General features: G+C 64.1%; 11 protein-coding genes and 1 tRNA gene. 6 read left to right on the plus strand and 6 right to left on the minus strand.

Features of this window, described 5'->3' with window-relative positions:
• Nucleotides 1-6 precede the first annotated feature (6 nt).
• Together G6N27_RS24155 and G6N27_RS24160 are read left to right on the plus strand one after the other, a co-directional pair.
• A complete protein-coding gene (locus tag G6N27_RS24155) occupies nt 7-1,257 on the plus strand; it encodes an NAD(P)/FAD-dependent oxidoreductase (protein ID WP_163780843.1) in 1,251 nt (416 codons plus the stop codon).
• 72 nt (nt 1,258-1,329) lie between these two features.
• Nucleotides 1,330-1,402 (plus strand) — tRNA-Ala (locus G6N27_RS24160).
• Between the two features lie 199 nt (nt 1,403-1,601).
• On the opposite strand, the gene G6N27_RS24165 is transcribed toward G6N27_RS24160, so the two are convergent.
• Together G6N27_RS24165 and G6N27_RS24170 are read right to left on the minus strand one after the other, a co-directional pair.
• Nucleotides 1,602-3,005: a wax ester/triacylglycerol synthase family O-acyltransferase gene (locus G6N27_RS24165; protein ID WP_163780845.1), complete on the minus strand. Its 1,404-nt coding sequence runs from the start codon at nt 3,003-3,005 to the stop codon at nt 1,602-1,604.
• Nucleotides 3,006-3,552: 547 nt separating this feature from the next.
• Nucleotides 3,553-3,984, minus strand: a complete 432-nt coding sequence (locus tag G6N27_RS24170) for a hypothetical protein (protein WP_197746517.1) — start codon at nt 3,982-3,984, stop codon at nt 3,553-3,555.
• A 23-nt stretch (nt 3,985-4,007) separates the two neighbouring features.
• Between G6N27_RS24170 and G6N27_RS24175 the strand changes: the two genes are divergently transcribed.
• The 3 genes from G6N27_RS24175 to G6N27_RS24185 all read left to right on the plus strand — a co-directional run bounded on the left by G6N27_RS24175 (nt 4,008) and on the right by G6N27_RS24185 (nt 6,080).
• Nucleotides 4,008-4,151, plus strand: coding sequence for a hypothetical protein (locus G6N27_RS24175; protein WP_163780848.1), 144 nt, complete (start codon nt 4,008-4,010; stop codon nt 4,149-4,151).
• Between the two features lie 367 nt (nt 4,152-4,518).
• Nucleotides 4,519-5,064 carry a TetR/AcrR family transcriptional regulator gene (locus G6N27_RS24180; RefSeq protein ID WP_408632619.1) on the plus strand — a complete coding sequence of 182 codons (546 nt, stop codon included), beginning with the start codon at nt 4,519-4,521 and terminating at the stop codon, nt 5,062-5,064.
• A gap of 341 nt (nt 5,065-5,405) precedes the next feature.
• Nucleotides 5,406-6,080, plus strand: a complete 675-nt coding sequence (locus G6N27_RS24185) for a PucR family transcriptional regulator (RefSeq protein WP_163780851.1) — start codon at nt 5,406-5,408, stop codon at nt 6,078-6,080.
• A 35-nt stretch (nt 6,081-6,115) separates the two neighbouring features.
• On the opposite strand, the gene G6N27_RS24190 is transcribed toward G6N27_RS24185, so the two are convergent.
• The 4 genes from G6N27_RS24190 to G6N27_RS24205 form a co-directional block, all read right to left on the minus strand.
• Nucleotides 6,116-7,000: a cyclopropane mycolic acid synthase family methyltransferase gene (locus G6N27_RS24190; protein WP_163782284.1), complete on the minus strand. Its 885-nt coding sequence runs from the start codon at nt 6,998-7,000 to the stop codon at nt 6,116-6,118.
• Nucleotides 7,001-7,063: 63 nt separating this feature from the next.
• Complete coding sequence (locus G6N27_RS24195) at nt 7,064-8,983, minus strand: potassium transporter Kup (protein WP_232064787.1); 1,920 nt, start codon at nt 8,981-8,983, stop codon at nt 7,064-7,066.
• 192 nt (nt 8,984-9,175) lie between these two features.
• On the minus strand, nt 9,176-9,676 hold the full coding sequence (locus G6N27_RS24200; protein ID WP_163780853.1) for a DoxX family protein: 501 nt from the start codon (nt 9,674-9,676) through the stop codon (nt 9,176-9,178).
• 15 nt (nt 9,677-9,691) lie between these two features.
• A complete protein-coding gene (locus tag G6N27_RS24205) occupies nt 9,692-11,116 on the minus strand; it encodes a PE-PPE domain-containing protein (RefSeq protein WP_163780856.1) in 1,425 nt (474 codons plus the stop codon).
• 242 nt (nt 11,117-11,358) lie between these two features.
• On the opposite strand from G6N27_RS24205, the gene G6N27_RS24210 reads away from it, so the two are divergent.
• Nucleotides 11,359-12,702, plus strand: a complete 1,344-nt coding sequence (locus G6N27_RS24210) for an MFS transporter (RefSeq protein WP_163780859.1) — start codon at nt 11,359-11,361, stop codon at nt 12,700-12,702.
• Nucleotide 12,703 lies beyond the last annotated feature (1 nt).

A 12,703-nucleotide genomic window follows, 5' to 3' on the forward strand; every position in this document is an offset into this window, starting at 1 on the left:
GTTGTGATGGCTGACACCCACCGGACCCGACCGCGATCAGCGATCGTGGTGGGAGCCGGAATCGTGGGCCTGTCGACGGCGTGGTTTCTGCAAAAGCACGGGGTCTCAGTGACCGTGGTCGATCGCACCGGCGTCGCGGCGGGCGCCTCCTGGGGCAACGCCGGATGGATCGCGCCAGCGCTGAGTATCCCGCTCAACGACCCGCGAACGTTGCGATACGCGCTGCGTACCTTGCCGAATCGCGCTGCGCCGGTGCGGATTCCGCTGAGCACCGATCCGACTCTGTGGAGATTTTTGCTGCGGTTCGCGGCTAACTGCAGGGAGTCGTCATGGACGAGCGCAGTGCGGGCGAACCAGACGCTGAACAACGAGTGCATGGCGGCCTACGACGAGCTGGTCGTCAACGGGGTGGACGCGCCGGTCACCGACGCGCCGATCACCGCGTTGTTCCGCAGTTCAGCAGACGCCGAACATCTGCTGGAGCAGCTGCGACGTTTACACGACGCCGGACAGCCGAGTTCCGTCACCGAACTGACCGGCGCCGAGTTGCGCGAGCGGGTGCCGCTGGCGTCGAGCGACGTGGCCGTCGGCGTCCGCATCAACGGTCAGCGGTTCGTCGATCCCGGCCGCTTCGTGCACGCGCTGGCGAGCTCGGTCGTCGAACGGGGCGGGGCGCTGGAGACCATCGACGTAGCCGACGTGCGGACCTCGGGGCGCGGCGTCGCGGTAAAGCCTGTTTCAGGTCCTCCGTTGGCGGCGGACGTCGTGGTGATCGCGACCGGCGCATGGTTGCCGAAACTGGTCCGGCGCTGGGTTCGGGTTCCGGTGCAGGCCGGCCGCGGCTACTCCTTCACGGTGCCGGTGCAGCGTCAGGTTTTCGGGCCGATCTATCTGCCGGATGTGCGGGTGGCGTGCACACCGTTGAACGGAAAGCTGCGGGTCACCAGCGTGATGGAGTTGCGTCATCCCGATGCTCCCGTGTCCGCCGGCGTCGTCGACGCCATTGTCGATGCGGCGGGTGGGTTCTTCGACGGGGTTCGCTGGGCGGATCGGGACGAGATATGGGTAGGGCCGCGTCCATTGAGTCCTGACGGGCGTCCCCTGGTGGGCTCGGTGCTGGATAACCGCGTCTTCGTCGCAGGTGGGCACGGCATGTGGGGCATGAAGCAGGGCCCAGCGACCGGCCGGCTGTTGGCCGAGCAGATCACGACCGGCAAGCAACCGCCAGGATTGCGGGACTTCGACCCATTGCGCTAGCGCTCGCGAGCCGCGGGCCAGCGACTTTGAAGGCTGGCAGGCCGTGGTGTAGCTTCGATGGGCACGACATCTGGGGCTATGGCGCAGCTGGTAGCGCACCACACTGGCAGTGTGGGGGTCAGGGGTTCGAGTCCCCTTAGCTCCACTGGAAAACCGCAGGTCAGGGCCTTAAAAAGATCGGTCGCGCAAGTCGCGCCAAGGCTGGGTCTGTCACCCGGCTCCGGGTCTCGTTGATGCACTGCACATCCCGCTGACCCCAGCGATCGGTTTGCTCCGCCCGCGCCGAGACGAGTCACCACGATCGAAGGTCATCACGACGCTCGGATAGGAGCCTAGGAGAATGGTCAGGAAGACGCGCGCTTCGAACGGGCCGACTGCGTTCCCGCCGCCTCTTTCAGCTCCTCGTACGCCTCCCTCGCGCAGCGAGCGAGTTGCGGCAGGTCATCGATCGCCGCGGCGTTTGCGACGAACCCGAAATCCATGTTGTCGTGGTAGGACGCCAGCGTGACGTTGAGCCCGATCGAGGCGGCGAGCGCGGAGACCGGGTAGATACCAAGGAGGCGTGCACTGTTGAGATATCGGGTCTCCTTGCCACCCGCAACGTTGGAGATGACGAGGTTGCACGCCGGGTGCGCGATGCGGTCCAGGTGCGTGGAGGCCCCCAGGCCGGCGAGCGCGACGAGTCCGACCGCGTAGGTCATCGCCGCCTCGTTGGACAGGCGGCCGAGCTCCTTCTTGCAGGTGGCGACGGAGTCCACCACTTGGCGGATCCGTTCCGAGACACTCGCGCCGGGCTCGCCGAGTCTTGCGAACATGGCTGACACTCGCGTGCCGATTGCTGTGTCGTCGTCGGCACGCAATGAGACCGGACACATCGCGATGAACGGGTGCGCGAAGGCACGGTCGGCCTCGCGCAGGTAGTTATGCAGCCCCGCGTCGACAACCGTGGCCGCCACGTCGTTGAGGGTCGCCCCGAAATGCCGTCCGACCTCGCGCATCTCCTCGAGCGGCAGGGACAGCGTCGCGAACCTCCGCCCGATTTTGAGCGGCTCGTTGGTCGGGGCGTGCTGCGCCGCGAACGGCAGGCTGCCCTCGAGATGCGATCCCACCAGACCGGCGAACACCTTGCGCAGCGCGCCGAACGAAACCTGGTTGACCGCCTCGACCTGCGTGATTGCCCCGCGAATTGAGTCGACGATTCTCCCTGCGAGCGGCATCGGCGGGTGTGGTGTGGGCGCCGGAGCGCCGAGCGCAAACGCGGGCGTGGGGACGGTGCGCCGATCGGATGTGCTCAGACCTGCGTATAGCAGCTTTAGGCCTGATTCACCGTCGATGATGGAGTGATGAGTCTTCGTGTAGATCGCGAACATTCCGTCCGATACCCCGTCGATCACCCAGCAGCGAAACAGCGGCCGGTCACGGTCGAGTTGTGGCTCGTGCAGGTCGGCGACGAGTCGCAACAGGTCGTCGTAGGAGGCTCGAGCGGGGAGAGCTAGGTGCCCGACGTGGTAGTAGGGGTCCCAGCTCGTCACCTCCCGGAAATGGGGCGCGCCCCGACCAAGCAGCTCCGGGACATAGTTGAACGGCGGCGCCGGCTTGCACGCCCGATACGCCTCAACGATCTCGCGCACGATTGGCGCGCGGCCGGCGGGCTTTTTGAACAGGAGCATGGCACCGACGTGCGTCGTGCCCGCCGGTGACTCGATCAACAGCCATGAAAGGTCCAGCGGCGGAATCGGTTTGCTCATGGGCGTACCTCCCATCGGGCATACGTTGACCGACATCCGGGCCGGGCGCTCAAGAATCCGAACCGTAACGAAGATGTTCTCTCCGCAGACCACAATCGGCGAGGGCATTAGGGCACCGCCATGGCAGTCGTAAGTCCCTCGGCCACCGGCGTCTCCCACTTCGGTGACGATCGCACCGAACCCAGGGCGGCTGGTTCTGTGGAACCCACCTCTCTTGACGCCGTCAAGACCCGAAGACGAAACCGCAGGTAACGAACGGTATTGAACTGGAACAAGACGGAGCGAACCTGCAGGTGAGTCGGAATTTTGCCTAGTCAGGGCAGGGGTTCGAGTCCCCTCAGCTCCACCAGGCGCACGACAGCACTTGTTTTAGCGCTCAGCAGGACCTCAAGTGTGGTTCAGGAGCGCCGTTACGCGCAGCCAGAGGTGTCCGCTGCTGATGTCAGCCTTGACGGCAGGACTCTCAGCTGCCGCACGTCCGCCTTCTCGCACAAGCTATGAAACATGCGGTCGCAGTGATCGTCCACTTCGAGTCACGGACCGACGTCTACGATTTGCCCGTTCTCGCGCCGTACAGGCGGTAGAGGTTCAGTACCGCCAGGACCATGACGAACAAGGGGATGAACGGAGTCTTTATCCCCAGGGGCAGCACGCTCGCTGGGACGTCCGGCTGCAAATGGACGTACGTCGCGACTCCCATGTTGACGACAAGCCCGGCTGAAGCAACGAAAACCACTGGGCCGTAAAGATTATTGATCTTCTTCCTGAAGCAAGCAGGCAAGAGCAGCCCAAGGCCGATGGCCATTTCTGCGACCTTGCCGAACGGAATGCTGAGTGGCGGCAGGTCACTCTTGGCGATCTGGACATCGAACATGGTGCGAAAGGGTTCGAAGAACTTCAAGAATCCGAACAAAAACATGAACACGCCCAGGAACATTGAGTTGTAGGCCAAGACCCGGTCATCTTGTAGTTGCTTCACGAGTTCCTCTCATGGTGTGCAGCTTGGCTGACGTGTCGGTTAACGAACGTTCGGGGCAAAGCATCACGACGGCCACAACCCTGGAGGCCCGGCCGGAGGTCTGCCCGCTGCGCGATTTCGCCCGGCGCGATGGCGAGGGGATATCTGCCGCCGATGGGCTGGCCTGAGCGGCGGATCAGAGATGGCGGGTTGCTTGAGGTCGACGAAATAGCTCTCGCCCCAACTGGATTCAGATCACGCCCTAGGAGTCGGGGACGTCGCTCGGCAGGCTGATCGTGCCGCCACCGATGGTGGAGCGTCGGCGTCGCGGAACGGGTGACCGTCGGTGAAGAACCGATATCGAGCTCCTATCAAAGGTATTCGTTGACTGATCGGCATTGTGCTGGCCGAAAAGTGGACCGACAATTCCAATTCGGATACTGTCCGGCCGTGGCGCCAAAAGAGGATCGTCCCCGTGCCCGACTCACGCCTCGCGGAGCGGCAACCAAAGCACGCATCGTGGCCGAAGCTGCCTCACTGGTCAGGGAGCGCGGTGTGGCGGGAACAAGCCTCGACGCTGTCATGGCCGCCAGCCAGACCAGCAGGTCGCAGCTCTATCACTACTTCGTCGACAAAGACGCCCTCATCGGCGAGGTGATCAAGAGTCAGCTCGGCCGCGTCATCGCCGCGCAGGAGCCGCGCCTGCGCGAGGTCTCGTCGTGGGACGGTCTGCAGCGTTGGTGCGATCATCTCGTGGCCACCACGCGGGCGACGCAAGGCATCGGCGGCTGCCCCCTGGGCTCGCTGGTGAGTGAACTCGCCGACCGATCCGACTCGGCACGGCTCGAGCTCGCGCGGTCCTTCGCCACATGGCAGTCCTACCTGTCCACAGGCTTGGCAGCCATGCGCGACAATGCTGAACTCGCTGCAGAAGCCGACGTGGACGAACTCGCGTTGACCATGATGACCGCGCTGCAAGGCGGACTCCTCATGGCACAGACCACGCGCAGCGCCCGCCCTCTCGAACTGGCCCTCGACATGGCAATCAGGCACGTCACCGGATACCGATGCAGCCCGACGGCAGACCCCTCAGTTGATTAGCGTGGACCCGGTGGGCAATTAGATGTCAAGGGATGCAGCGTCATCGTCGGCCGGATGCCGCCGGCGGGCAGTGGCTGCCCTAAATACATCGCCTACACGACAATTGCGACGGTCCTGGCAGTGTGGGGGTCAGGGGTCGAGGCCCGGGGTGGCCGCCTTGGTGATCCTTAGTCATTCAAATCCTCATAAGGCCGTCGCTCCAGGGTTCCCGAGCGCTATCGACCGGGGCTGACCGGGTTGCACGTCAGCCCCGGCCTTCGCGCGCCGGATCAACCAGACGGTGTGGTCAGGCAGTGAACGGATTATGTGCCGGGAGCGGCTTGATCAGCGGAGCGAGCAACATGCGCCGGGTGCACGTCGGCGCGATCGCTTGGCTGGACGCTCACGAAGAGGGCCGCAACACCCTTGCCGTTCTTGAAGCTGCAATCCGCGACATCGCCGCGGCGATAGGCACCCAGCGACCTCTCATGCAGCCTCTCGGCACACTCTCGGTAGCTGCCTGGATCAGCACCAGCAACTCGGTGCCCTCCCGAGTTCTAGACGAGCTGCGGTTCAAGACGGCGACGGCACCGGGCGTTCGCGTCGCGATCGGCGAACCGGCGCGCGACATCGCGGGATTCCGTACCAGCCATGTCGAGGCACTCGAAGCGCAGCGCATCGCACGGCTGGCACGCAGCCCGGAAGGCAGCATCACCCGTTACGGCGACATCTCTCTGCGCGCACTCGCCACCGCGAACATCGACCAGGCCCGCGACTTCGTCGCACGCGAGCTCGGCGCACTGGCATCGAAGGACGACACGACACGCCGGCTCGCGGCAACAGTTCGGACCTATCTCGACGAGAACGGCAGCCGCGGCAGAACCGCCAAACGACTCAGCATCCATGAAAACACCGTCGCCTATCGGCTCCGGCAAGCCGAGGAACAGTTGGGGCGGTCAGTGGACAAGCGCACGCTCGAGTTGCGGGTCGCACTCGCCCTGGCCGACCTCGTCGACGACACACCTGCGCACCCCTAGACGGCCCCGGCCAAGTCCTCCAGGGCCACAACCGGTCAGCCGTTTTTTGCCAAGGTGAACTGGCACACGTCGGTGTAGCCGTCGCGGAACAGGTCGGCGCAGCCGGTGAGATACCTCATGTAGCGCTCGTAGACCTCTTCGGATTGAATCGCAATGGCCTGCTCCCGCTTGCTCTGCAGCGTCGCTGCCCAGATGTCCAGCGTTCGGGCGTAATGGGGCCGCAGCGGCTGGATGCGGTCCACCCGGAAGCCGGCCCTAGCCGCGTGCTGCTCGACTTGGGCAACCATGGGCAGGTCCCCGCCGGGGAAGATCTCATCCATGATGAACAAGATGAAGCGCAGCAGTTTTGCCGGCAGCTGTAGCCCGCGTTTTCGGCTCTCCTCGGGGCTGGCTGTCACGATGGTGTGCAGCAGCATCACGCCATCGGCGGGCAACGCGGAGTGGGCCATGGAGAAGAAATCTTCGTAGCGCTTCTTGCCGAAGTGCTCGAATGCGCCGATCGACACGATCCGGTCGACCGGTTCGTGAAACTGCTCCCAGCCCGCCAAGTACACCCGTCGGCTGCGCGGGCTGTTCATCGCGCGGAATAACTTGTCAACGGCGATGGCCTGGTTTTTACTCAGTGTCAGGCCCACGACGTTGACGTCGTATTTCTCCACAGCACGCCGCATCGTGGCGCCCCAGCCGCACCCGATGTCAAGCAGCGTCATGCCCGGCTGTAGCCCCAATTTGCCCAGTGCCAGGTCGATCTTCGCGAGCTGGGCTTGCTCCAGCGTCATGTCGTCGGACTCGAAGTAGGCGCAGCTGTAGGTCTGGGTCGGATCCAGGAAGAGCCGAAAGAACTCATCGGACAGGTCGTAGTGAGCCTGGACATTGTCGAAATCCGGCTTCAGGTCGGTCTTCTCGCGGCCCGCGGGCATCGAGGTCATAGCGCGAGGCTATGCGCCCGCCCGCATCGACGCAATCAGTCGATCGCCGTCAGGCTAGATCTCGATCCGCGAACCCATGACCACCGTGCGGTCGGGGGGCAGACCGAAGTAGTAGGCGGCGTCGGCGGTCATATGGGACGTCGCGATGAAGAGGTGCTTGCGCCACGGCGCCATGTTCTTCGCCGAACCCATGGTCAGTTCGATGTCGGACAGGAAGTACGAAGCGCCGTCGACATCGATCTGGCCTTCAGTCTGCGAAGGGTCCAAAAGGCGAAGCACGCCAAGGACATCGGGCGCTTCCATGTATCCGAAGTAGGCGGTGAGGTGAACGATCCCGTCATCGCCATAGCCGAGGTCGTCGACTTCGGTTCGCTCGGATTCGGCTACGCGCGGGACCGGCAGGGTGTCGATCGCCATGATGATCACGTGTTCATGGAGCACGTGATTGTGCTCGCAGTTGGCCCGCATCGCCAGGGGCGTGGTCTCTTTTCCGCGGTTGAGGAAAACAGCCGTGCCCTTGGTGCGCGCTAGTGGGGGCCGGGTATGGGCCAGCCGATCGACGAACTCACGCAGCGGTCCCTCGGCTTTGGTCCGCGCTCGGGTGACGATCTCCTGTCCGCGCTGCCACGTGGACAGCACGGTGAACGCAGCCACGGCGATGAGCAACGGCAGCCACGCTCCATGGACCAGTTTCGTCAGGTTCGCCGCGAGGAACAACAGATCCACCGTCAAGAGCAACCCGGCGCCGATCACGATGAGCCACAGGGGCGTGTGCCACCTCTTCCGTGCGGTGTAGAAGAACAGCAGCGTGGTGATGGTGATGGTCCCGGTGACCGCCATGCCGTACGCGTAGGCCAGCGCCGCCGAGCTGCGGAAGGCGAACACCAGAATGAGCACCGCGACCATGAGCAGACCGTTGATCCACGGCACATAGATCTGGCCCATCGTCGACTCCGAGGTGTGCGTTATTCGCAGTCTCGGCAGATAGTTCAGGTGAGCGGCTGCCGATGCCACCGAATAGGCCCCGGTGATCACCGCCTGAGATGCGATAACCGTTGCGGCGGTTGCCAATAGCACCATGGGCAGCTGCGCCCAGTGTGGGGTGAGCAAGAAGAACGGGGCGCTCGCCTTAGACTCGTCGCCGAGCACCAGCGCGCCTTGGCCGAGATAACTGAGAATGCATGCCGGCAGCACGACGAACAGCCAGCCCCGGGTGATGGCCTTTCGACCGAAATGGCCCATGTCGGCATACAACGCCTCGGCGCCGGTCACCGCGAGCACGACTGCGGCGAGCGCGAAGAACGCAATTCTGGCGTGCCCGACCACGAACGTCGCCGCATAGGTCGGCGACAGCGCCTTGAGGATTTGCGGGTGGCCGAGGATGCCCTTCACGCCGCAGGCGCCGATCGAGACGAACCAGACGATCATCACCGGACCGAACAGCCGACCGACGGCGTGCGTTCCGTAGCGTTGAACCGCGAACAGCACCAGGCTGATCACCGCGGTGATCGGAACGACCCACTCCGCGAGCGAGGGTTCGACGACCTTGAGACCCTCGACCGCCGACATCATCGACATCGCGGGGGTGATCATGCTGTCGCCGAAGAACAACGACGCGCCGAAGATACCCAGCGCGGCCAGCGCGGCGACGGTCCGGCGTCCTCCTGTCCCGCCAAAGCGCCGCAGCAGCGTGATGAGCGCCATGATGCCGCCCTCGCCGTCGTTGTCGGCGTGCATCACCAGCGTGACGTAAGTCAGCGTGACGATGGTCATCACCGACCAGAAGAGCAGTGACACGACGCCGTAGACGTTGTCGATGTTGAGCGGCACCGGGTGCGGGTCGCTGGGGTTGAAGACGGTCGCCAGCGTGTAGATCGGACTGGTTCCGATGTCGCCGAACACGACCCCGAGCGCGCCGACCACAACGGCCAGCCGAACGGCTTGAGCGCCGCCGGCCGCGGGAGGCGCTGACACGGGTTCTGACGTTGTCTGCACGGTGCGGTCCTCGTTCAGCAGCCGCGGAGGGGGTAGCGGCTTAGCGGATAGATCCTAAGCTGGCCATGACAGTCCGCGCCCGGTCACAACTCCAGCGTTCACCAGTTCGTCGACGCGATCACACCCCGATCCATTTCGAAGCATCCTGGGCCGGGCTCGGCTGGTATCTGTCTAGGTCGGCGCGGCCAAGCGTCGACTGATCAACCCGTCCAAGCTGGCCTTGCCCGCTCCAATACACAGCAGCCACAGCAGCAGACCTACCAGCAGCCACTCCGGGGCATAAAACACGTTGCTGAGGAAATCCCATAGACGCGGATATTTCTGCGCCAGATTCGGGCCGATATCCGTGATCAACGCGCCGACCATGTCCCCGGCCAGTGCCAGCGACACCAGCCGGGTACCAAGGCCCAGCATCAACGCCGCACCACCGACGAGTTCCAACACGGCCGTAGCCGGGGCCAGCACCCGTGCAGCGGGAATGCCCAGGCTCACAAACATCGCCGTGAACTTGCCGAGATCAGCGAGCTTGCCCACCGCGCCACTGAAAAACATGAACCCGACAGAGACTCGAATCACCAAGTTGGGCAACCAAGCGAGGTTCGTCAGTGCATCGGAAATACGACTGTAAGCCGGGCGGAAACGTGCGGCGGAGATTCGAGATTCGCGGGCCATCAGATACCTCCGTGCTCAAAGAGCCGCTCCCACTAGCGCCAGCGGGAGGATTCCGATGTCGGCGGCAATGGGGATCCCGATGGCGTCAACGAGGTTTCCGGCCGCAAGCTCCGTGGTGAAGACGTTGTAGTCGATTTCAGGAAGGGTGACGAACAACGCGGTGGCCACGTCTAGCGGCGGGAAGCCGGTGTGGGGCGGGAAGGTGTCGAATAGGTCCTGGAAGGTCGTGGGAACGATTGAGAGAACTGACAATTGGGTGCCCGGGACGACATTTTCCAGGGCCGTGACGAGTTCGTCGGCCCAGGATGGCAACGAGTACACGTAGTTGTTCGGATCGATCAAGTCCTTGATGGCATCAGTGATCCCCTGCTGCAGCCCATTGGCTAATGCTTGCGGGACCTGTTCCAGGACACTGGAATCCGGCAGGAACCCCAACGTTGTGGGCACATCGGCATCGCCCGGACTCCAGCCGCCCAGATAGTTGTCGTCGACGTTGCCGTAGCCCAGGTTCACCAACACCGACAAGTCCGGGTTCAGCAGGTCGGCCAGCGGGTTGCCGATGAAGGGAATCAGTTGCAAGGGCTCCAGCAGAGGCAGCGTGGTCACCGGAATCTCGTAGTAGTTGGTCAACGTGTCGGCCGTCGACGTAGGCAGTGCTATAGCGTCCGTAACCTGTTCGGCGGTGAGGCCCGGATAGCTGACGTGCTCGAAGACGATGCCCAGCAAGGCGTTGATGTCGGAAAGCAAGTTGGCCGGGTACTGCGGGAAGTCGGCAAAGCCGTCGTATTCGTGTGTGTAGACGTCGGTTGGGTAGAGGTCAGACGCTTCCGGTCCGCTGAATGTCAGACCCAGGCTCGGGATGCTCGGCTGTGTACCGACCGGCAGGTCGAAACGTTCCAATATGCCTCCGTTGGGGGCACTTTCATCACCGACCAACACGAAATGCACGTCATCGCTGGGCACACCCTGGCTCGCCAGCTCCGGTTGCACGAGCGATGAGATCACCGCGCTCTGCGACCAGCCTGAGACCACCACCGGGTTCGCGGCATCTACATGGCCGGCGGCGATTTGGTTCAGGATCGCGGTGTCCAGGATCTGTTGCCCCTGGGCCTCGGATTGGTCGAACGTCTCGGTGAAGGGACCGAGGAATGGATAGAGCGCCTCGGGTGTGCTCAGGACTTGCGTGGTGCCGGTGAAGTCCCGCGGTGCCAGGTACTCCGCGTCGACGGCGTTCGCATAGGTCTGACCAGGTGTCTCGAGGCCGCTGCCGCCCATGATCAATGCGGTGCCGTCGCCGAGCGGGGAGTCTGCGGTGTCGCCACTGGTGAGCCGGACCGCGCGGGTGTCGGGTTGGGGCGATAGCAGCGGAGTTGCGGCGATGATCGCGGCGCCGAGGACAGCGATGCCGGCACTTACCTTGCACCGAAGCGATGTGTGCACGACGGATCCTTGGTCGAGTCGGGCGTTTGGGTGCCGCGAACGGCCCCCTGAGGATTGCCGAAGAGTAGCCTGAGCGTTCCCTGGGTGTCCACAGTGCTGCGGCCGGGAGTGCGACGTCGCCGGGTGAAGATAATTCGCCTCGAGTTCACCTAGTCGCGCCTCACGCAACATCTGTATTCCAGTGCCGGCGCAGGCCGACCTTCACACTGGAGGATCAACTCGCGCTTACCGTGGAGGGCGTAGTGGCTGTCAAAGACGACGGGGTCGCCCTCAATCTGGATCCCGACTCGGCCAGGCGGCGGGCGCAGGTGCGGCGCGCGGCGCTGGCCAGCTCCATCGGCACCACGATCGAGTGGTACGACTTCTTCCTCTACAACACCGCAGCGGCGCTGGTTTTCCCGCACCTGTTCTTCCCGGCATCCACCCCGTACGCGGGCGCGATGGCCTCGTTTGCGACTTACGCGGTCGGATTTGTCGCCCGTCCGCTGGGCGCCGCCATCTTCGGGCACTGGGGCGACCGCATCGGACGCAAGGCCACGCTGATCGTGACGCTACTAGTGATGGGCATCTCGTCGGCGATCGTCGGCATCCTGCCCGGCACCGCGGCCATCGGTGCGGCTGCGCCGCTGCTACTCGTGCTGCTCCGGCTGGTCCAAGGCCTGGCGATCGGCGGCGAGTGGAGCGGGTCGGTGTTGATCGCGATGGAGTGGGGTGACCAACGCAAGCGGGGACTGCTGGGCAGCTTCGCTCAGCTTGGCGTGCCGATGGGGCTGGTGCTGGGCACTGGCGGCATGACGTTGCTGTCGGCCACGCTTTCGGCTCAGCAGTTCAACTCCTGGGGCTGGCGGATTCCGTTCCTGTTCAGCTTGGTGCTGGTGGCCGTCGGCCTGCTCATTCGGCTGTCCATCCTGGAGACCCCGATGTTCGCCAAAGTGACCGAAGAGCGCAAAACCGCCCGCGTCCCGGTCGTCGACGCGATTCGTCAGCACTGGCGGGAGATTCTGCTGTCGGCGGGGCTGCGATTCAGCGAGCAGATGCCGTTCTACTTGTTCACGACTTTTGTCCTGATCTATGTCGTCTCCCGGCACGAGTTCACCAGGACGTTCGTGCTCAAAGCCGTGCTCGCCGGCGCCGTCTGTGAACTCTTCGCGATCCCGCTGTTTTCGCACCTGTCAGACCGCTTCGGCCGCAAGCGGATCTATCTCACCGGCTCGGTCCTGACCGGCCTCATCGCCTACCCGTACTTTGCGGTGCTGAGCCACGGGGGCGCCGCACCGATCTTCGCGGCGGTCGTGATCTCGTTGTTCATCCACGGGCTGCAGTACGGACCACAGGCTGCGCTGATCGCCGAGAATTTCCCAACGCATCTGCGGTACGGCGGCGCCGGACTCGGCTATCAGCTGGCCTCGGTTTTCGCCGGTGGCCCCGCCCCGCTGATCGCGACCTGGTTGCTGCACAAAACCGGGACCCCGTATGCGATTTCGGCGTACATCGTCTTTGCCGCGGTCGTCACTGTCGGCTGCGGCCTCGCCCTGCCGAACCGCTCCCAGGTCGACATCGACGACGCCGCCGTCTACAGCCGATAGC

Source organism: Mycobacterium cookii (assembly GCF_010727945.1).
Lineage (GTDB): Bacteria > Actinomycetota > Actinomycetes > Mycobacteriales > Mycobacteriaceae > Mycobacterium > Mycobacterium cookii.

Coding starts and splice junctions, on each gene's coding strand:
- G6N27_RS24200 (WP_163780853.1), bottom strand. CDS start 9,676: ATGGCCCGCGAATCTCGAATCTCCGCCGCACGTTTCCGCCCGGCTTAC.
- G6N27_RS24185 (WP_163780851.1), top strand. CDS start 5,406: ATGCGCCGGGTGCACGTCGGCGCGATCGCTTGGCTGGACGCTCACGAA.
- G6N27_RS24155 (WP_163780843.1), top strand. CDS start 7: ATGGCTGACACCCACCGGACCCGACCGCGATCAGCGATCGTGGTGGGA.
- G6N27_RS24190 (WP_163782284.1), bottom strand. CDS start 7,000: ATGCCCGCGGGCCGCGAGAAGACCGACCTGAAGCCGGATTTCGACAAT.
- G6N27_RS24165 (WP_163780845.1), bottom strand. CDS start 3,005: ATGAGCAAACCGATTCCGCCGCTGGACCTTTCATGGCTGTTGATCGAG.